The sequence below is a fragment of the Nonomuraea cypriaca genome (assembly GCF_015645445.1).
GTDB lineage: Bacteria > Actinomycetota > Actinomycetes > Streptosporangiales > Streptosporangiaceae > Nonomuraea > Nonomuraea cypriaca.
In genome coordinates, this window is the sequence record NZ_JADOGI010000195.1 from 1 (window position 1) to 19,629 (window position 19,629).

The 19,629-nt window shown below is 73.3% G+C and carries 17 protein-coding genes and 1 pseudogene; 8 read left to right on the plus strand and 10 right to left on the minus strand.

All coding sequences use genetic code 11. From position 1 onward, the window contains the following. Nucleotides 1-722 (plus strand): (Fe-S)-binding protein (locus tag ITP53_RS41915; protein ID WP_195901034.1); only part of this gene is annotated, 722 nt, incomplete at its 5' end. 9 nt (nucleotides 723-731) lie between these two features. Here ITP53_RS41915 and recD2 read toward each other — a convergent pair. Further along, the gene (gene recD2 / locus ITP53_RS41920) at nucleotides 732-2,873 is read right to left on the minus strand and encodes an SF1B family DNA helicase RecD2 (protein WP_195901035.1); all 2,142 of its coding nucleotides are present in this window, start codon (nucleotides 2,871-2,873) and stop codon (nucleotides 732-734) included. A 109-nt stretch (nucleotides 2,874-2,982) separates the two neighbouring features. Beyond that, entirely contained in the window at nucleotides 2,983-4,128 is a 1,146-nt protein-coding gene (locus ITP53_RS41925; protein WP_195901036.1) for an acetate/propionate family kinase, read from the minus strand. Nucleotides 4,129-4,242: 114 nt separating this feature from the next. On the opposite strand from ITP53_RS41925, the gene ITP53_RS41930 reads away from it, so the two are divergent. From ITP53_RS41930 to ITP53_RS41945, 4 genes are read left to right on the plus strand one after another with little or no spacing between them, the layout of a single operon-like run. Then, entirely contained in the window at nucleotides 4,243-4,731 is a 489-nt protein-coding gene (locus ITP53_RS41930) for a (2Fe-2S)-binding protein (RefSeq protein WP_195901037.1), read from the plus strand. Continuing rightward, nucleotides 4,728-5,699 carry an FAD binding domain-containing protein gene (locus ITP53_RS41935; protein WP_195901038.1) on the plus strand — a complete coding sequence of 324 codons (972 nt, stop codon included), beginning with the start codon at nucleotides 4,728-4,730 and terminating at the stop codon, nucleotides 5,697-5,699. Before ITP53_RS41930 ends, ITP53_RS41935 begins: the two co-directional genes overlap by 4 nt. 26 nt (nucleotides 5,700-5,725) lie before the next feature. Next, a complete protein-coding gene (locus ITP53_RS41940) occupies nucleotides 5,726-7,729 on the plus strand; it encodes a xanthine dehydrogenase family protein molybdopterin-binding subunit (RefSeq protein WP_195901047.1) in 2,004 nt (667 codons plus the stop codon). 51 nt (nucleotides 7,730-7,780) lie between these two features. Then, complete coding sequence (locus ITP53_RS41945; protein ID WP_195901039.1) at nucleotides 7,781-8,290, plus strand: DUF6328 family protein; 510 nt, start codon at nucleotides 7,781-7,783, stop codon at nucleotides 8,288-8,290. Here ITP53_RS41945 and ITP53_RS41950 read toward each other — a convergent pair. The 8 genes from ITP53_RS41950 to ITP53_RS58445 form a co-directional block, all read right to left on the minus strand. Then, nucleotides 8,227-8,556, minus strand: coding sequence for a monovalent cation/H(+) antiporter subunit G (locus ITP53_RS41950; RefSeq protein ID WP_195901040.1), 330 nt, complete (start codon nucleotides 8,554-8,556; stop codon nucleotides 8,227-8,229). The genes ITP53_RS41945 and ITP53_RS41950 overlap by 64 nt on opposite strands. Further along, on the minus strand, nucleotides 8,553-8,813 hold the full coding sequence (locus tag ITP53_RS41955; RefSeq protein ID WP_195901041.1) for a monovalent cation/H+ antiporter complex subunit F: 261 nt from the start codon (nucleotides 8,811-8,813) through the stop codon (nucleotides 8,553-8,555). The genes ITP53_RS41950 and ITP53_RS41955 overlap by 4 nt, the downstream gene beginning before the upstream one ends. A 34-nt stretch (nucleotides 8,814-8,847) precedes the next feature. Further along, the gene (locus ITP53_RS41960; RefSeq protein WP_195901042.1) at nucleotides 8,848-9,387 is read right to left on the minus strand and encodes a Na+/H+ antiporter subunit E; all 540 of its coding nucleotides are present in this window, start codon (nucleotides 9,385-9,387) and stop codon (nucleotides 8,848-8,850) included. Continuing rightward, entirely contained in the window at nucleotides 9,384-10,934 is a 1,551-nt protein-coding gene (locus ITP53_RS41965; RefSeq protein WP_195901043.1) for a Na+/H+ antiporter subunit D, read from the minus strand. The genes ITP53_RS41960 and ITP53_RS41965 overlap by 4 nt, the downstream gene beginning before the upstream one ends. Before the next feature lie 35 nt (nucleotides 10,935-10,969). Continuing rightward, nucleotides 10,970-11,788: a Na(+)/H(+) antiporter subunit C gene (locus ITP53_RS41970; protein ID WP_195901044.1), complete on the minus strand. Its 819-nt coding sequence runs from the start codon at nucleotides 11,786-11,788 to the stop codon at nucleotides 10,970-10,972. Further along, nucleotides 11,785-14,550 carry a Na+/H+ antiporter subunit A gene (locus ITP53_RS41975; RefSeq protein WP_195901045.1) on the minus strand — a complete coding sequence of 922 codons (2,766 nt, stop codon included), beginning with the start codon at nucleotides 14,548-14,550 and terminating at the stop codon, nucleotides 11,785-11,787. Before ITP53_RS41975 ends, ITP53_RS41970 begins: the two co-directional genes overlap by 4 nt. Before the next feature lie 153 nt (nucleotides 14,551-14,703). Continuing rightward, entirely contained in the window at nucleotides 14,704-14,856 is a 153-nt protein-coding gene (locus ITP53_RS60690; protein WP_328817504.1) for an alpha/beta hydrolase, read from the minus strand. Next, nucleotides 14,853-15,278: a hypothetical protein gene (locus ITP53_RS58445; RefSeq protein ID WP_236051747.1), complete on the minus strand. Its 426-nt coding sequence runs from the start codon at nucleotides 15,276-15,278 to the stop codon at nucleotides 14,853-14,855. The genes ITP53_RS60690 and ITP53_RS58445 overlap by 4 nt, the downstream gene beginning before the upstream one ends. Before the next feature lie 125 nt (nucleotides 15,279-15,403). On the opposite strand from ITP53_RS58445, the gene ITP53_RS41985 reads away from it, so the two are divergent. From ITP53_RS41985 to ITP53_RS41995, 3 genes and pseudogenes are all read left to right on the plus strand, one after another. Beyond that, nucleotides 15,404-17,029 carry a TIGR02677 family protein gene (locus ITP53_RS41985; RefSeq protein WP_207757185.1) on the plus strand — a complete coding sequence of 542 codons (1,626 nt, stop codon included), beginning with the start codon at nucleotides 15,404-15,406 and terminating at the stop codon, nucleotides 17,027-17,029. Between the two features lie 37 nt (nucleotides 17,030-17,066). Further along, the gene (locus ITP53_RS41990; RefSeq protein WP_195901046.1) at nucleotides 17,067-18,281 is read left to right on the plus strand and encodes a TIGR02678 family protein; all 1,215 of its coding nucleotides are present in this window, start codon (nucleotides 17,067-17,069) and stop codon (nucleotides 18,279-18,281) included. Then, a pseudogene (locus tag ITP53_RS41995) lies at nucleotides 18,278-19,629 on the plus strand (hypothetical protein); the annotation flags it as partial. The gene ITP53_RS41990 and the pseudogene ITP53_RS41995, both read left to right, overlap by 4 nt.

The following is a 19,629-nucleotide window of genomic DNA, read 5'->3' on the forward strand; positions in this document are numbered from 1 at the left end:
GGGTGGTGTTGTGGGCGGACACGTTCACGAACTCCTTCGACCCGCACGTCGGGCAGGCGGCGGTGCGCGTGCTGGAGGCGGCCGGGTTCGAGGTGCGGGTGCCGCCGGTGCCGCTGTGCTGCGGGCTGACCTGGATCTCGACCGGGCAGCTCAGGATCGCCCGCCGGGTGCTCGCGCGTACCGTGCGGGCGCTGCGGCCGTGGGTGGAGTCGGGGGTGCCGGTGGTGGGGCTGGAGCCGAGCTGCACCGCCGTGTTCAGGTCCGACGGGCCCGAACTCCTCAACACGCCGGAAACCCGCCTGCTCGCCGAGCGCACCCTGACCCTGGCCGAGCTGCTCCAGGAGCGCGCCGCCGACTGGCGTCCCGCGTCGGCGGGCGGCCAGGCGGTGGCGCAGGTCCATTGCCACCAGAGCGCCATCATGGGGTACGACGCCGACCGCGCCGTGCTCGACAGGTTCGGCATCCGGACGTCGGTGCTGGACTCCGGGTGCTGCGGGCAGGCGGGGAACTTCGGGTTCGAGCGCGAGCATCACGCCGTGTCCGTGGCGTGCGCGGAGGAGGGACTCTGGCCCGCCGTACGCGCGGCGGGCCCGCACGAGGCGATCCTCGCGGACGGCTTCTCCTGCCGCATGCAGATCGCCGCCGCCGAAGCCGGACGGGAGGGCCGCCACCTGGCCGAACTCCTCGACACCGCCATGTCACGCCCGGCCACGCCCGGATAACCAGGAGGGTCAGCTCTCGAGACTCAGGGCCAGGCGGCGGGCGAGGCCGGTGTTCCTGCGGAGGCCCAGCCGGTGCACCGCCAGCTCCAGCGCCTCCCGCTGGCCCACCAGGACGACCCACGCCTTGGCCCGGGTCACCAGCGTGTAGAGCAGTCTGCGCCGCAGCATGATCCCGCCGGACTCGGACACGATCGGCGCCACCACGAACGGATATTCGCTGCCCTGCGACCGGTGCACGCTGATCGCGTAGGCGTGGGTCAGGTCGTCGAGCTCGTCGAAGGAGTATTGGACGCTCTCCCCGTCGTCGGTGCGGATCTCGACCATCCGCTCCTGCCGCACCACGGCGGTGACGGTCCCGGTCTCGCCGTTGAAGACGCCCTTGTCGTAGTTGTTGCGGATCGGCATGACCCGGTCGCCCACCCGGAACACCGACGCGCCCGACCAGTGCTCGTCCTTGTCGTCGGCGGCCGGGTTGAGTCGGTCCTGGATCAGCCGGCCGAGCGTGGTGGCGCCCGTCTCGCCCTTGCGCATCGGGCAGAGCACCTGGACCTGGTCCGGCTCGACGTTCTGCTTGCGCGGGATCGCGACCATGGCCAGGTGGGCGACCCGCCGGGCGACCTGCTCGGGATCGTCGAGCTCCTCGAACCAGAACCCGCCCCGCCCCGGCGTGGCCGGCACCTGGCCGGCCCTGATGCGGTGGGCGGCGTCGATGATGCCGCTGCCGCCCGACTGCCGGAAGACGTGCGTGAGCTGGACGCGCGGGATCGCCGTGACCCGCAGCAGGTCGGTCAGCACGTCGCCGGGCCCGATGCTGGGCAGCTGGTCGCTGTCGCCGATGAGCAGCAGGTGGCTGCCCGACGGCACGGCCGCCGTCAGCCGGGTGGCCAGGTGCAGGTCGAGCATGGACGCCTCGTCCACCACGATCAGGTCGGCCTGCGCCGGCGTCTCGTCGAACAGCGTCTCAGGATCGGGGTCGGGCTGCTGGGCGAGCATCCGGTGCACGGTCATCGCCGGCATCCCGGTCAGCTCGGACAGGCGCTTGGCCGCCTTGCCCGTGGGCGCGGTGAGGGTGACCGTGCCGCCCGCGGCCCTGACGGTGGTCGCGATGGTCTTCACCGTGTGGCTCTTGCCGCAGCCGGGGCCGCCGGTGAGCACCGAGACGGTGCTGGTCAGCGCCATGTTGACGGCCGCGCGCTGGTCGTCGTGGAGGCCGGGGTCCTCGCGGAAGACCCGCATCGGCAGCGTCGAGCGGGCGTGCATGAGCCTGGTCAGGTGGGCCGTCAGCGCCGTCTCGCGGCTGTGCACGTGCTTGGCGTACGCGACCGCCCGCTCGGGCTGCCCGGGACGGCCCGGCGCCGTCTCCACGACCAGACGGCGGTCCGCGACGAGCGCGTCGATCATCGGCCGCACGAGGTCCTGATCCTGCTCGATCAGCTCCGCAGTCTCCCTGACCAGCGCGGTCACCGGCACGAAGCAGTGGCCGTCGCGGCTGCCAGCCGCCTCCAGCCGGTCGAGCAGCGCCGCCTTGACCCGCTGGGGGCTGCGCTCGGGCACCCCGGACTGAAGCGCGATCCGGTCGGCGATGCGGAAGGCGATGCCCCGGACCCGCCCGATGAGCCGGTAGGGGTCGGTGGCCAGGACCTCGTCGGCGTCCTGCCCGAACACCTGGTAGATCTTCGCCGCAAGCAGCGGGCTGACCCCGAGCCCCTGCAGGGTCACCATCAGCGCGGCGATCGACTTCTGCTCCCGCCACGCCTCGACGATCTGCGCCTGCCGCAGCGGCCCGATGTTGACGACCTCGGTGAGCCGCTCGGGCTCGCCGTCGATCACCTTGAGCGTGGCCTCGCCGAAGTGGTCGACGATCGCGTACGCCAGCCGCGGCCCGATCCCCCTGATCAGCCCAGAACCCAGGTAGATGCGGATCGCCCGCACCGACGAGGGCGTCACCCGCTCGCACCCGGTCACCGCGTAGCGCCGGCCGTAGCGGGGATGCCGGCTCCAGTCGCCGAGCAGCCGCAGCGTCTCACCCGGCTGCGCCCCGGCCAGCGCCCGCCCGGTGGCCACGAAGTCCGGCACGCCGTCGGCGCTCATGCGCGCGACGGTGTATTCGTCCTCCCGGACGAAGACGAGCTGCTCGACGGACGCCTCCACAGCTCCCGATCAAACCATCCGGCACCGACAAAGGTCACATGGCCGTCGGATACTCAGGTCCTCCGGGCCGCCGGCAGGAGCGCGGAGTGGCGTACCGTGCCGAGATCCGTCATGCCTCCTCCTCGGCGAGGATCCGCAGGCATTCGCGGGCGAGCTGGAGCTCCTCGCGCACCTGCACCACGAGGACGGGCACGGCGGCGCCCGGCGCGCTGACGGGCCCGTCGTCGTGGCGGTTGCCCAGGGCCGGGGGCTCGACGCCGAGCAGGCCGAGGCGGCGGCAGACCGCCTCGCGCACCTCGGGCTGGTTCCAGCCGATCTCCCCGGTGAACACCAGCGCGTCGACCCGCTCCAGCGAGGTGGCCGCGGCGGCGATCTCGCGGCTCACCCGGTGGGCGAACACGCGCAGCGCCAGCGCGGCGGCCTCGTCGCCGTCCCGTTCCGCCGCGACCAGCTCCCGGGTGTCCCCGGAACGGCCGCCGGACAGGCCCAGCAGGCCGGAGCGCCGTTCGAGGCCCTCGCTCAGCTCCGCGACCGACAGGTGGCCCTCGGACAGCAGCCACATCAGCATCCCCGGATCCACGCTGCCCGAGCGCTTGCTCATGGGCAGCCCGTCCAGCGGCGTGAATCCCATCGAGGTGTCCAGGCTGCGCCCGCCCGACACCGCGCACACCGAGCACCCGCCGCCCAGATGCGCGAGTACGAGCTCCAGCTCGGCCAGTGGCCGGCCGAGCAGCTCCGCCACCCGGTCGGCGGCCCAGGCGTAGGACAGGCCGTGGAAGCCGTAGCGGCGCAGCCCGTGCCGTTCGCGCCACTCGCGCGGCAGGGCGTAGACCGCGGCCCGGTCCGGCAGGCCGGCGTGGAAGGCGGTGTCCGGGCATAGTACGTGCGGGACGGCGGGCAGCTGCTCACGGGCCGCGTCCAGCAGCGCCAGGGCGGGCGGCAGGTGCAGCGGCGCCAGGCTCGTGAGGCCGCGCAGCGCGGCGGCCGTCTCGTCGTCGGCCACGGCCGGGGCGCGCACGACCTCGCCGCCGTGCACCACCCGGTGGGCCACGGCCCTGATGTCGCGGTCGAAGTGGCCGCCGAGGAACGCCGCCAGCTCCTCCCCGGCGGACCGAGGGTCGACGGCGCGCTCGGCGTGCGCGCCGTCCAGCACGCAGCCACCCTGAACGAGGTCCAGGCGGAGGCTGGAGGAACCGGCGTTGACGGTGAGTATCGCCTCGGACTCCACGACCAGCTCGTCGAATGCCTGACCCATGCCCGCCCGGCTACCCGCGAGCGTCTCTACAAAACGGACGCAAGGGACGAACGTCCGGTCCGGTTTTACCGCACTCAGGGGTTCTCTCGTCTGCGCGTCGGGTAGTCGTGCGCCATGGAATTCAGCCTGCAGGTGAACGGCGTACCGCGCACGGTGGACGTGGACCCCAGGATGTCCCTGCTGGATCTGCTGCGCGAACGGCTGGGGCTGATCGGCTCGAAGAAGGGCTGCGACCACGGGCAGTGCGGAGCCTGCACGGTCCTGATCGACGGGCGGCGGGCCAACGCCTGCCTGGCGCTGGCGGTGGCGGTGGACGGCCTGGAGGTCACCACCGTCGAGGGGTTGGCCGACGGGGAGGAGCTGCATCCGCTGCAGGCCGCGTTCATCGAGCACGACGCCTTCCAGTGCGGCTACTGCACGCCGGGGCAGCTGTGCTCGGCGGCCGGGATGCTGGGGGAGCCTGGCCCGAGCGCCGTCACCGAGGACATCCTCGTCGACCCCGACCTGACGCCCGAGGAGATCAGGGAGCGGATGAGCGGCAACCTGTGCAGATGCGGCGCGTACGTCAACATCGTCAGCGCGATCGCCGAGGTGACGCGGTGAAACGGTTCGAGTTCGACCGCGCCACCAGCGCGTCCGACGCGGTGAGCAGGTTCCGTCCCGGCACGATGTACCTCGGCGGCGGCACCAACCTGGTCGACCTCATGCGTCTCGGCGTGGCCACGCCTGACCGGCTGGTGGACGTGAGCCGGCTGCCGCTCACCGGGATCGAGCAGGTACGCGACCGGCTGCGGATCGGCGCCGCCGTGCGCAACAGCGACCTGGCGGCCGACCGGGTCGTCCGCTCGCGCTACCCCATGCTGGCGCGCGCGGTGCTGATCGGGGCCTCCGGCCAGGTCCGCAACATGGCGACGGTGGCGGGGAACCTGCTGCAACGCACCCGCTGCCCGTACTTCCAGGACGTGAGCAGGCCGTGCAACAAGCGCGAGCCGGGCACCGGCTGCCCGGCGATCGCGGGCGACCACACGAACCTGGCCATCCTCGGCGCCTCCGGCTCCTGCGTGGCGACCCACCCGTCCGACATGGCGGTGGCGCTGGCCGCGCTGGACGCCGAGGTGCACGTCACCGGCCTGGGCGGCGACCGGATCATCCCCATGCCCGGCCTGCACCGCCTGCCAGGCGACACGCCGGAGCGGGACACGGTCCTGGAGCCGGGCGACCTGATCACCGCCGTGGAGCTGCCCGCGCCGCCGCCAGGCGCCTCCCTCTACCGCAAGGTGCGCGAGCGGGCCTCCTTCGCCTTCGCGCTGGTGTCCGTCGCCGCCGTGCTCGACGTCCGCCCCGACGGGGTCGTCGGCGACTGCCGCATCGCGCTCGGCGGCGTCGCCCACGCGCCCTGGCGGGCCGAACGCGCCGAGCGGGCCATCATCGGCGGCCCGGCGACGGGCGAGGCGTTCCTCCAGGCCGCCGACGCCGAGCTGGAGCAGGCCAGGGCGCTGCCGCGCAACGGCTACAAGCTGCCGCTGGCCCGCAACCTGATCGTCCGCACGCTGGAGGAGCTCGTTTCGTGAACCGCATCGAGGGCCGCGTCAAGGTCATGGGGCTGGCCACGTACGCCGCCGAATACCCCGTCGAGGGCGTCGCCCACGCCTATCCGGTGCAGTCGCGCGTCGCCAAGGGCCGCATCGCCAGGATCGACTGCGACGAGGCGCTCACGATGCCCGGCGTGGTGATCGTGCTGTCCAGCGAGAACCCGCCCGAGCTGGCCAAGGACGCAGACGCGGAGCTGGCCCTGTTCCAGAGCCGTGAGGTCGCCTACCGGGGCCAGCTGGTCGCCGTCGTCGTCGCCGACACCTACGAGAACGCCCGCGCCGCCGCGGACGCCGTACGCGTCGAGTACGAGCCCGGCAACCACGACGTCAGCCTCAGCGCCGACCATCCCGGCCTCTACCAGCCGGAGGTCGTCAACCCCGACTACCCGTCCGACACCGAGAAGGGCGACGTCGAGGCCGGGCTGGCCGCCGCCGCGACCGCCGTGGACGTCACCTACACGACCCCGGTCCTGCACAACAACCCGATGGAGCCGCACGCCGCCGTGGCCCTGTGGGACACGGAGGGCAGACTGCTGGTGTACGACGCCACGCAGGGCGCGACGTTGAGCCGCGACACCATCGCCAGGACGCTCGGCCTGCCGGCGGAGCGGGTGCGCGTGGTGTCCAGGCACGTCGGCGGCGGCTTCGGCTCGAAGGGCACCACGCGCCCCCATTCCGTGCTCGCCGCCATCGCCGCCAGGGCCGCAGGCCGCCCGGTGAAGCTCGCGCTGACCCGGCAGCAGATGTTCGACGTGACCGGCTACCGCACGCCCACGATCCAGCGGGTGCGGCTCGGGGCGGACACCGAGGGCCGGCTCACCGCGCTGGAGCACGTGGCGTACGAGCAGAGCTCCACGCTGGTGGAGTTCGCCGAGCAGACGGCGGTCGTGGCCCGCGTCATGTACGCCACGCCCGCCCTGCGCACCGCGCACCGGCTGGTCCGGCTGGACGTCGCCACCCCGTCGTGGATGCGCGCCCCCGGCGAGTGCCCCGGCATGTACGCGCTGGAGTCCGCCATGGACGAGCTGGCCTACGCCATGGGCATGGACCCCGTCGAGCTCCGCGTCCGCAACGACGCGGACGCGGAGCCCGACGGCGGGCTGCCGTTCAGCTCCCGCAACCTGGTGGCCTGCCTGCGCGAGGGGGCACACCGTTTCGACTGGGACCGGCGCGACCCGGCGCCCGGCCTCCGGCGGGAGGGGGAGTGGCTGGCCGGCACCGGGGTGGCCGCCTCCACCTACCCGGCCAGGCGCCGGCCGTCGAAGGCGGTCGCCACCCTGACGGACGACGGGGACTTCCTGATCCAGGTGGCCGCCACCGACATCGGCACCGGCGCCCGTACCGCGCTGACCAGGATCGCGGCCGCCACGCTCGGGGTCGCCCCCGACCGGGTGCACGTCGAGCTGGGCGACAGCGATCTGCCGGAGGCGCCCGTCGCCGGAAGTTCCATGGGGACGGCCTCGTGGGGTTCGGCGGTCGTACGCGCGTGCGAGGAGCTGAAGGCCGACGGCAAGGAGGGCCGCGCCGACACCACCGAGGAGGTCGCGGCCGACGCGCGGACGGCCAGGCACGCGTTCGGCGCCCAGTTCGCCGAGGTCCGGGTCAACGCCGTCACCGGCGAGGTCCGCGTCCCGCGGCTGCTCGGCGTGTTCGCCGCCGGGCACATCGTGGACGCCAGGCTGGCCAGGTCGCAGTTCGTCGGCGGCATGACGATGGGCCTGGGGATGGCGCTGATGGAGGAGACGCTCACCGACGAGGAGTTCGGCGGCTTCCTGCGGCGCGACCTGGCGCAGTACCACGTGCCGGCCTGCGCGGACGTGGAGCGGATCGAGGCGGTCTGGCTGGACGAGCAGGACGACGGCCTCAACCCGATGGGCAGCAAGGGCATCGGCGAGATCGGCATCGTGGGCACGGCCGCCGCGATCGGCAACGCGGTGTACCACGCCACCGGCCACCGGATCAGGCATCTCCCCATCACACCGCCCAAGATCCTCGCGCTGAGGTTTTAGCCCGCCTTGGCAAGGAAGAGGGAGTCTCTTGTGCCGAGGGCGGGAGGCGCCTTGAAGAACGAATCGCATGAGGAGCGGGCGGACCGGAACTTCGTCGAGCTCCTCCAGGGCGCCCGCGTGGCGGTGACCGGGGTGCAGGTGCTGTTCGCGTTCCTGCTGACCGTGCCCTTCTCGTCCGGGTTCGCCCGGCTGGACCTGGCCGACCGGTGGTTGTTCTACGTGGCGCTGGTCGGCGCCGCGGTCGCGTCCATCTGCTACATCGCGCCGACGGCCCAGCACCGGGTGCTGTTCAGGCAGGGACGCAAGGAGACGCTGGTACGCCGCTCCAACTCCTACGGCATCATGGGCGCGCTCGCCCTGGCGGTGTCGATGACGACGGCCACCCTGCTCGTGATCGACTACCTGTTCGGCGCACTCCTGGCCTGGAGCACCGCGTTGATCCTCGCCCTGCTGTCCCTGTGGACGTGGTTCGGGCAGCCGGCGCTGAGCCGGTCGGATCAGTCCTCCTCCACCGGCGGCAACGCCGTGCCGTCGTCACGTGAGGGCGACTCGCGCCAGTAGGCCGCCCGCGCCACCACGTACGCGGCCACCGACACGGTGATCACCTGCGACACGCCGGCCAGCAGCAGCGGTCCCGCGGTGGCCCAGGTGGGCCGGTGCAGCCACATGGCAAGTAGCACCAGCAGCACACCCAGCACCTGCGGCTTCGTCCCCGCGTGCATGCGGTCCAGCGTGCTGCCGAACTTCACCAGACCGGCACCCGCCGACAGCGCGAGCAGCGCGCCGAGCAGCAGGCACGCGCCCGCCGCCACGTCGAGCAAGCTCATCGCGACCTCCCAGGGAAGAACCTGGCCAGCGACACCGACCCGACGAAGCCCAGCAGCGACAGCACCAGCAGGATCGGCAGGTCCGAGTAGTCGTCCCTGATCACCGCGAACGCTCCCACCCCGCACATCGACAGCGCCGTCAGCACGTCGAACGCGACCGCCCGGTCCAGCATCGACGGCCCCCGCGCCACCCGGTACAGGGTGGCCGCCGCCCCGCACGCGAGCAGCGCCAGCGTCACCACGTAGACCACCGTCACGGCGGCTCCTCTCGATCGCGCACGTAGACCACCGTCACGGCAGCTCCTCCCGATCCCGCGCGGTGCCGAACGCCGCCACGATGCGCGCCTCCATCCCGGCCACGTCCGTCCGCACGATCCCGGCCACGTCGCCGGACAGGCCGAGCACGTGCAGCACCAGCTCCCGCTCCGCCGCGTACGCCTCCACCACGAGGGTGCCGGGCACCGCCGACAACGCGATCATGATCAGCACGGTCATGGACTCCGACGACGTGCGCAGCCGTACCCGGACGATCTCCGCCGGCGGCGGGCCAGGGCGGACCACCCAGACCACCACCCGGGCGGTGGAGGCGACCAGGTCCCACCCGAAAGCCGCCAAGAGGCGCGCCAGCGCCACCGGGCGGATCCTGATGCCGGGGTCGAGTACGGGCAGCGGCAGCGCCCACGTCACCACCAGCCCCGCGACCAGCCCGCCCAGCACGTTGCCCAAGGACACCTCGCCCCACAGCGCCACCCACACCAGCGCCAGCCAGCCGACCAGCGGCAGCGGCACCGGCCTGCCGAACACGTGCGGCACGAGCAGCCTCGGGTTCACCGGTCCCTCCCCAGGACGGCGGAGACGTAGGGTTCGCGGGCGGTCAGCTCGCCGGCCGCCCGCCGCGCCAGCGCCGACAGCGGCCCGGCCAGCACCGTGAACGACAGCGCGAGCGCGACCAGCGCCGCCACCGAGAGCGGCAGCGCCACGGGTAGCGCGGTCGTGGTCACGGTGGCCTCCTCGCCGGTGTCCTCCTCGCTCTCGACGACCCTGCCCATCCGCTCGGCACGGGGGGCGCGCCAGAACGCCTTGCCCCACGCCTTCGCGACGGCGTACAGGGTCAGCAGGCTCGTCACCAGGCCCCCGGCCACCAGCAGGACCGGCAGCGGGCCGCCCGCGGCCAGGCCCGCCTGCACCAGCATCAGCTTGCCCAGGAAGCCCGACATCGGCGGGATGCCGGACAGGTTCATGGCCGGCACGAAGAACAGCACGGCGAGCAGCGGCGCGGCCTTCATCAGGCCGCCGAGCCCGGCCACCGACGTCGTGCCTGCGCGCCGCTCGATCAGCCCGGCCACCAGGAACAGGCTCGTCTGCACGGTGATGTGATGGATGACGTAGAAGATCGCGCCCGCCAGGCCCGCCACCGTGGACAGCGCCACGCCGAACACCATGTACCCGATGTGGCTGAGCAGCGTGAAGGACAGCATCCGTTTGAGGTCGGTCTGGGCGACCGCGCCGAGCACGCCGGTCAGCAGCGTGGCCAGCGCCACCCACATCAGCAGCGTCGCCACCGCCCCCCCGGGGAACAGCAGCGACTCCAGCCTGATGATGGAGTAGACGCCGACCTTGGTGAGCAGCCCGGCGAACACCGCCGTGGCCGGGGCCGGCGCGGTGGGGTAGGAGTCGGGCAGCCAGGCCGACACGGGGAAGATCGCCGCCTTGATCGCGAACGCCAGCAGCAGCGTCAGCTCCACCAGCAGCTTCACGTGCTCGGGCAGCGCGCCGAAGCGCACGGCGAGCTGCGCCATCGACAGCGTCCCCGTCGCCGCGTAAGTGATCGCCAGCGCGGTCAGGAACAACATCGACGACGCCAGCGCCATCATCGTGTACGTCGCCCCCGCCCGGATCCTCGACTCGGTCCCGCCGAACGTGAGCAGCACGTACGAGCCGCTCAGCAGCAGCTCGAACGCCACGAACAGGTTGAACAGGTCGCCGGTCAGGAACGCGTCGGCCACCCCCGCCACCATCACCAGGAAGGCCGGGTGGAAGATCGCCATGGGGGCGTCGTGCTCCTGCTGGTCGTAGGCGTTGGCGACCGAGTACACCATCACGCAGAGCGTCACCGCCGACGACACCACCAGGACCAGCGTCGACAGCCGGTCGGCCACCAGGCAGATGCCGAGGGGCGCGGGCCACGCGCCCAGGTCGGTGACCAGCGGGCCCTGCGCGTCCACCGTGACGAGCAGCAGCACCGACACCGCCAGCGAGACGCTCAGGGTGGCGATGCTGATGAGCGACTGCAGGTGGCGCAGCCGCCCCCCGATCGCCAGCTTCACCCCGGCCGCCAGCAGCGGCAGCAGCACGGGCACGCAGACGAGCCGATCCATCAGGCGCCATCCGGCAGAAGAACGCCGTCCACGGCTCAGTCCTCGCCCTTCAGCTCGGGGTCCTCGGCGAGGGCCTGGCGGGCGCGCTCCTCGCGGATGGCCGTGCGCATCTGCCTGCGCGTCTCCCGCTGGCGCGACCTGAGCCTCCTGCGCAGCTCGCGCTCCCTGGTGGCCTGCGCCTCTCGCCGGTGGGCGTGCTCGTCACGCAGCTCCTCGATGCGCAGCACGTTGTCCGCGGCGGCGGCGTCCTCCCGCCGCCCGGCCTCCTCGAAGTACCGGTGCAGCTCCTCCTCCGACATCCCCTCCAGCCGGCGATCGCGCATCCACCGCTCCAGCTCGATGTGCACCCGGTCGATGCGCCGCTCCAGGTCGGCCTCCTCCAGCCGCTCCCGCTCGGCCTGCTCGGCCTCCAGGTTCGCCAGCTCGGCCCGCTGCTCGATGACGAGCCGCCGGTAGGCGTCGCGCCTGCGGCGGACCGCGTCGCTCAGCTCGCCGCGTCTGGCGCGCAGCCGTACGCGCCGGTCCTCGGTGTCGTCCTGGACCTCGTCGCTGCCGGTGAGCTGCCACGAGCGGTGCACCACGGCCAGCAGGAACGCCGTCACCCCCAGGGTGATCACGATGGCGGTCAGCACCATGGCCTGCGGCAGCGGGTCGGCCATGGCCGCGGGCGGTGTGACCCCGAGGATGGGCGGCCCGCCCGGGGCGCCGCCGGTGGTGACGATGAGCAGGTTCACGCCGTTGCCCAGGACGATGACGCCGGTGAGCGCACGCACCAGGCTGCGCTCCAGCAGCAGCGTCACCCCGGCCGCGATCATCGCGCAGCAGGCCGCGAGCGGGAGCAGGGGGATGGTCACGCGTTCTCCCCGGCGTCGATCTGCCGGTCCAGCTCGGCGCCGAGGCCGCGCAGCACGTCCTGCACCATGCCGATCACCGACACGTACACGCCCACGTCGAACAGCAGCCCCGTGGACAGGTGCAGATGCCCGATGAGCGGCACGCTCACGTCCGTGGCGAGCATCTCCAGCGCCGCCCGGCCGAACAGCAGCCCGATCAGCGCGGTGCCGGCCGACAACGTCAGCCCGGCGCCCATCAGCACGCCCGCGTGTACCGGCACGGCCGTGGCCAGCTCGTCGCGGCCGCCCGCCAGGTACCTGACCGTGATCGCCAGCCCGGCCACGATGCCGCCCGCGAACCCGCCGCCGACCCCGCTGTGCCCGACGAACAGCAGGAACACCGACAACAGCAGCACTGTGTGGAACGTCAGCCTGGCCACCACCTCGAACGCGATCGCCCGCTGCCCGCGCGGCAGCGTGGCGGCCAGCCAGTGCGTACGCCGCGCGGCCGCGGCCCCGGCGCCGCTCGGCTCGATGTGGTACGACCTGCGCCGCAGGAACACGAGGCTCGTCACGCCCAGGGTCAGCACCACGAGCACGGTGCTCTCGCCCAGCGTGTCCCAGGCCCTGATGTCGAGGATCAGCGCGCTGACGATGTTGCGCGCGCCTGCCTCCTGCGCCGCCGGCGCCATGAGCAGGCCCACCGGCCGGCCGTCGCGGGCGGCCATCGCCAGCATGCCCGCGCCCGTGACCGCCACGCCCACGGCCAGCCCGAGCCCCAGCCGGAACAGGAACGGCAGCCGGCCCCTGACCGGGTCGATCGGCAGCCTGCGCAGCACCAGCGCGAAGATCACCAGGCTGAGCGTCTCGGCCAGGAACTGGGTGAGCGCCAGGTCGGGGGAGCCGTGCGCGAGGAACAGCAGGGCGGTGCCGTACCCGGTGAGGCCGATGACGAGGGCCTGCAGGATGTAGGCGCGGGCCCACAGGGCGAGCGCCGCCGCCGCCACGATCAGGACGGCGGCGAACGGCTGCTCGGGCCGCTGCCAGGCGACGACGGGCAGGCCGGGGCGGGGCAGGCCGCCGTACGCGGCGGAGAACATGCCGACGCCGGCGGCGGCCGCCAGCGTCAGCAGCAGGTAGTCGGGCACGGATCCACGCTGGTGGAAACCCGTGGCCTGCACGGCGAAGCGGTCGAGCCCGCGGATGACCGCCCAGAACAGCCGGCCGGTGTCGAACACGTGCAGCGCCGTCCCCGCCCGGATCACCGGCCCCCTGACCAGGAACAGCACGACGCCGCCCGCCAGCGCCGCCGCCGACAGCAGCAGCGGCGCAGAGAACCCGGCCCACAGCGTCAGATGGGTGCGGTGCCCCGGGTCGTGGAAGGTGCCGGTGTAGCCCGACATCGCGCCGCCGTACCAGGCGGCCAGGGGCGCGAGGAGCAGGCCCAGCGCGGACAGCAGCGCCGCGGGCCCGGACATGGCCGCCGGCACCCGGTGGACCGGGTTCGCCGCCACGCCCGGCTTGGCGGCGAACGCCCCCCACAGGAACCGCAGCGTGTACGCGGCCGTCAGCGCCGACCCCAGCACCACGGCGGCCAGCACGATCGGGTCGTCCAGCACCGACTCCAGCGCCGCCTCCTTGGCGGCGAACCCCGCCAGCGGCGGCACCCCCGCCATCGACAGGCCCGCGAGCACCGCCACCGCGCACACCCACGGCATCGACCGGCCCACCCCGCTGAGCCGGTCCAGGTCACGGGTCCCCGCCGCGTGGTCGACGATGCCCACCACCAGGAACAACGCCGCCTTGAACAACCCGTGCGCCGCCAGCAGCCCCACCCCGGCCAGCGCCGCGCCCGCGTTCCCCATGCCGAAGAGCACCGTCAGGAAGCCGAGCTGGCTGACCGTGCCGAACGCCAGCAGCCGCTTGAGATCCGTCTCGCGCAGCGCCCGCCAGCCGCCCAGCAGCATCGTCACCGCGCCAAGCGGCACCGCCACCGCGCGCCACACCGTCACGTCGCCGAACGCCGGGCCGAGCCTGGCCAGCAGGTAGACGCCCGCCTTCACCATCGCCGCCGCGTGCAGGTACGCCGACACGGGCGTGGGCGCGGCCATGGCGGCGGGCAGCCACGTGCTGAACGGGAAGATCGCCGACTTCGCCAGAGCCCCCGCCAGCACCAGCACGACGGCGGCCGGCCCGGCGGCCGGCGGGTCCGCGACGATCGCGGAGATCCGGTACGTGCCCGCCGCCTGCCCGGCGAGCACGAACCCGGCCAGCATGGCCAGGCCGCCGGCCGTGGTGATCGACAGCGCCTTCATCGCCGCCTGCCTGCTCATCCGGCTCTCGGGGTCGTGGCCGATCAGCAGGTAGGAGAAGACGGTGGTCAGCTCCCAGAACACGTACAGGAGGAGCAGGTCGTCGGCGCTGACCAGGCCCAGCATCGACCCGGCGAAGGCCACCATGGCGCCGCCGTAGCGGCCGAGTCCTTCGTCGCCCTCGGGGAAGTAGCGGGCGCTGTAGACCAGCACCAGCACGCCCACGCCCGTGACCAGCGACATCATCAGCACGGCCAGCGGGTCGGCGCGGAACGACAGCTCCAGCCCCAGCGCCGGTGCCCACGGGGTGCTCTCCCGCGCGGGCAGGCCGCGCACCCCCAGCCAGATCGTGTAGCAGAACGCCGCGCCCGGCGCGACGGCCAGCAGGACGAGGGAGGTACGGCCCAGCCGGGCGGCCAGCCAGGGAGCGCAGACCGCCGCCACCGCGTGCAGCATCAGCAGCGACTCCATGGGCTCCTCGGACGGGGAATTTCCGGCTACGTCCGCCTAATCTGGCCCACGGCGGAACCCCTGCCACGCAGGCGCGGCGGGGGTTGGCGCGGTGCTGGCCCTGGTGCTGTCAGGTCTTTGCGCACCCCGCCGGGCGCGGGGCCACGGCGCTGATCAGTAGCGGTCGATCTGCCGCTCCAGGCAGGTGCCATCGCCGTGGTAGGCGGTGTGCCCGTCGGCGTCGTTGGTGAGCAGCACGCCCTTCGACAACTGCGCGGCCTGCGCCTTGGCGAGCTCGGCCCCGTCCTGGCTCGGGTCCGTGTTCAGCCGCTCGTGCCGGTGTTCAGGCGCTTGCCCACCTCGTCGGCGAGGCTGTCGAGGGAACGGTCGAGCAGGCCGCGTACCTCGTCCGCGCGCTCTCCGGAATCGGGCTCGTCGAGCAGGGAGATGTGGACGGTCACCTCGCTCGCGCCGCCGGCCGCGTCGGACACCTGCAGCCAGCCGGCGTACCCGGGGTGGTCGCGGCCGCCCCACTCCACCCGCAACTGGTCCTCGGAAGCGCGGAACAGCCCCTCGTGCGGCTCGTCGCCGGGCACCAGCTCGCCGCCGGCCTCCAGGGTGCCGGGACCGGCCTCGCTGACGTGCAGCCCCCGTGGCAGCCACCTGTCCATGATGTCGACGTCGGACGCGATCCCGTACACGATCACGCTGTTCGCGGGCATCCCGCGGGTCGCCTCGAATTCCGCCATCACAGCCCCCGTTCCAATGCTGCCGCCGTACCCTCTTGATCTGCTCGCAAACCGCGGCCCGCGTCGCCGGGGCTCCCGCTACGGTTTGCGGTTGTCGGTAGTCGTGCGCGCGAGGGGGACGGGCGATGGCGGAGCTGTCACGGGTGCCGCCGGAGATGTTCCGGTTCACCACCACGGAGCGGTCGGACCTGAACACCGCGGTCCTGCACGCCTTCGGCGCGGCCGCCGAGCGGTTCGAGACGGCGCTGACCGTCGAGGAGACGCGCGAGCGGCTGCGCGCGGTGGGGTGGCTCGCGCCGGCCGCCGACCGCGAGCTGGGCGGCACGCTCAGGCAACTCGCCGGATGGGGGCTGCTCGACGTGACCTTCCATCACGCCGGCGACTTCGCCACCGCCGATGAGTACGAACGCGAGAACCTGCGATATTCGCTGACCAGGCGGGGAGAGGCGGCGTACGCGGGCGTGCGGCACGCGATGGCGGCGCGGGCCTCGTCCGGCGCGTTGCAGATCGCCGTGCTCGACGCGATCGCCGATCGGCTGGGCGAGCTCGAAACCCTGCTCGGAGACCCTGACCACCGTCGTAACCAGCGGATCTTCACGTGTCTCATGGAACTGGAGGGACACCTCGACGGGCTGCGTGACAACACCGTGCGGTTCAACGGCGAGCTCCAGCGGCTGCTGCGCGCCGACGGGACGGATCTCACCGCGTTCCACGAGGTCAAGGCCGCTACGGTGGCTTACCTGCAGGAGTACGTGACCCACCTGGATGAGCGGGCGAGCACCATCGCCGCCGGGCTGCGCGCGGTGGCCGGGCACGGGGCCGGAGTGCTGCACGCCCGGGCCCTCGACGGCGCGGACCTGCCGAAGACGCCTGGCGGCGGTCCGCCGAAGACGCCTGGCGGCGGTCCGCCGAGGACGCCCGGCGGCGGTCCGCTGGGGGCACCTGGCGGCGATCAGTCGGCCGTCTGGCTCGCGGACAGGGCCGCCAGGTGGGACGGGCTGTGGGTGTGGTTCGCGCCAGGCGACGGCGCCGTCCCCCGGGTGCGGCTGCTGCGCGACGTGGCGCGGCGGGCCATCGTGTCGCTGCTGGAGGCGCTCGATCGGGTCAGCGACTCGCGGCGCCGGTCCTCCAGCGCCGTGGCCGACTTCCGCACGCTCGCCCGCTGGTTCGCCGGCGCACCGGGCGAGGACGACGCGCATCGACTGTGGGACGCGGCTTTCGGGCTCGGACCGGCGCGGCACGCGCACCTCGCGCACGCCGACGCCGAGCTCATCCCGGCCGGCGTGCCCTGGTCGCAGGCGGCGCCGGTCGAGGTGTCGGCGTTGCTGCGGTCGCGGGGCCGTACCGAGCGGATGGGGCGCACGGGGAGGGTGCGCGACGTGGTCGCGCTGCGAGGCGAGCGCCGGGCGCGGGCCGCGAAGGAGCGGGCCGAGCTCGAAGCCGCCTGGTCGGCGTTCGCGGCCACGGGCGCCCTGCGGCTGTCGCAGCTCGGCGACCTCGATCACGACACGTTCGGCCGCCTGCTCGACCTGCTCGGACGGGCACTCGACGAGCGGCCGGACTCGACCGGGTTCCGGCGCGCCGTCACCTCGGACGGGCGGGTCGAGATCGTGTTGCGGCCTCCCGACGACGAGTCGGTGGCCGTCCTGCGTACCTCGGAGGGATGGTTCTGGGCTCCCGACTACCTCATCGACTTCCGCTCCATGGACCTCGCCCGCGACCGGCCGCGCGGCCGGTCGCCCGGGCCATGAACACGCCGGCCGGTCGGCTCGTCGGGGGGAGGGGCGTATGAGCAGGCTCGCCAACCAGCTGGTCAGGGAGGAGAAGGAGCAGATCGCCCGTGCGATCAGGACCTTGCTGGGCCGGCCGCTGGTGTCGCGGCACGCCGATCAGGCCGCGTTCGAGCTGATCGTGAAGCGGCGCCGGCCGTTGACGCAGTGGTTCGACTACTTCTGCGGGTGGCGGCTGGTGGTCGAGCCGCGGCAGGGCTACGCGCGGCTGCTGAAGATCGGACCGAGCGGTCACCATGGGGCGAGCGCCACCCGGCCCGCGCGGAGGCGCCGCGCCACGGGAGCGCCGTTCGACCGGCGCCGCTACACGCTGTTCTGCCTGTGCGCCGCCGAGCTGCTCACCTCGCCGGTCACCACGATCGGGATGCTGGCCCAGCGGGTCGTCCGTGCGGCGGGGGCCGAGGCCGGGGTGCCCGCGTTCGATCCCGTCCGAGCCGGCGAACGCGCCGCGTTCGCCGACGCGCTCAAGCTGCTCGAGCACTACGGCGTGATCACGGCCATGGACGGCACGACCGACTCCTACCTCGCCGACGAGGACGCCAAGGTGCTCTACCAGGTGGACACGACCCTGCTGGTCAGACTCCTCGCCGTCCCCGTGCCACCCTCCCGGATCACCGCGGCCGCCGAGGCGCACGAGCCCGGCCTCGCGCTCACGGTGGAGGCGCGGTACGGGGGTGAGGAGCCGACCGAGACCCAGCGCAACCTGTGGGCCAGGCACTCGTTCATGCGCCGCCTCCTCGACGAGCCCGTCGTGTACCGCGACGAGCTGACCCCTGCCCAGGCCGACTACGCCGCCTCCTCCAGCGGGCGGCGGATCATGCGGCGGGCCGCCGAGGAGGCCGGGTTCGTACTGGAGGAACGCGCGGAGGGGTTCCTGCTCGTCGACCCCGACGCCACGGCCACGGACGGCAGGTTCCCCGACGACGGCAGCCACGCCAAGGTGGCCGCCCTGTTCTTGATCGACCTGCTGGTCTCCTCGGGGCCGGTGACCGCCGCCCGGCTCGACGACGAGGCCGCCGGCCTGCTGCGCCGGTTCCCGCAGTGGGCCAAGGGCTATCAGTCGGACGGAGGCGCGCCGCGCCTGGCCGCCGACGCGCTGGAGGTGCTGGCGCTGTTCGGGCTGGCCCGCCGTACCGGTGACCAGGTCGCCGCCCTGCCCGCCGCGGCCCGCTACCGGGTCGATCGCGGCACCGCCCTCATGGAGGACTCATGACAGTCTCCGGGCTCACGCCCGCGCGCCAGGCGGCCGGTGAGGAGCCGCGCTGGACGCCCGTACGCGCCGGGATACTCAACGTCTGGCGCTACTACGACGAGGTGTTCGAGTTCCACCGGGGCCGGCTGCTGCTGCGCGGGCCCAACGGCAGCGGCAAGTCCAAGGTGCTGGAGCTGCTGCTGCCGTACGTGCTCGACGCCAGCCTGAAGCCGAGCAGGTTGTCGACGTTCGGTGGCACCGAGCGCACCATGCACTGGAACCTCATGGGCGACGGCGCCACCGGCACCACCCGGGTCGGTTACGTCTGGCTGGAGTTCCGGCACGCCGACGGGCGCTGGTTCACCTGCGGCGCCCGGCTCCAGGCCACGATCCACACCAAGAACGTCACCGCCACCTATTTCACGACTTTCGCGACGGAAGCCCGCATCGACACCCCTGGCGGGATCCGGCTCAGCGGCGAAGGCGGCCAGCCCCTCACCAAGGCCCAGCTCGCCGAGGCGCTCGGCACGTCAGGCACGGTGTACGACTCCGCCGGCGCCTACCGCACCGTCGTGCGCCAGACGCTCTACCAGGGGCTCAACGAGCAGCGCTATGACTCGCTGCTCACCGCGCTGCGCCAGCTGCGTACCCCCAAGCTGTCCGAACGCCTCGACCCCGGGCTGCTGTCCGAGCTGCTGTCCAGCGCCCTGCCGCCGCTCGGCCGGGGCGAGATCCGAGAGATAGCCGACGGGTTCGAGCGGCTCGACCGGCGATGCGAGGAGCTGCGCCTGCTCGACCGCGACGTGGAGGAGGCCGACCGGCTGGCTGTCAGGCAGCGCGGATACGCCCGCCGGGTCCTGCGCGCCGCCGCCGCGGCCGTGACGTCCGCCGGCGACGCCCTGGAGTCGCTGGCCGCCGAGGTGAGGGCCAAGCGGGCAGCCCTCGGGGACGCCGAGGCCGAGTTGCGCGACGCCACCGCCCGGCTGGGAGAGGAGGAGGCGCAGGAACTGGCGCTGGCCGCGCGGATCGACGGACTCAAGGAGAGTGAGGCGTACAAGACCGGCGCCGACCTGTACAGACTCCGTACGGAGGCGCAGGCCGCGCACGAGTCGGCGTCCCGGCTGCGCGACCAGGCCGGGTCGGCGGCGCGCGCGGCGGCGGCCAAGCAGGCGCTGGCCGCCCATGCGAACATCGCCGCCAGGACTGCCGCGACCCTCGCCGACCGCGCCGGCACGGAGGCCCGCCACGCCGCCGAGCGCGCCGGCCTCCTCACCGTCCACGACGAAACCCAACGCTCCACGGCCACCCCCACCCCTTCACAAGAACCCCGCACGGGTGGGCCGGGGACTCGTGTGGGCGGGTCGGAGGG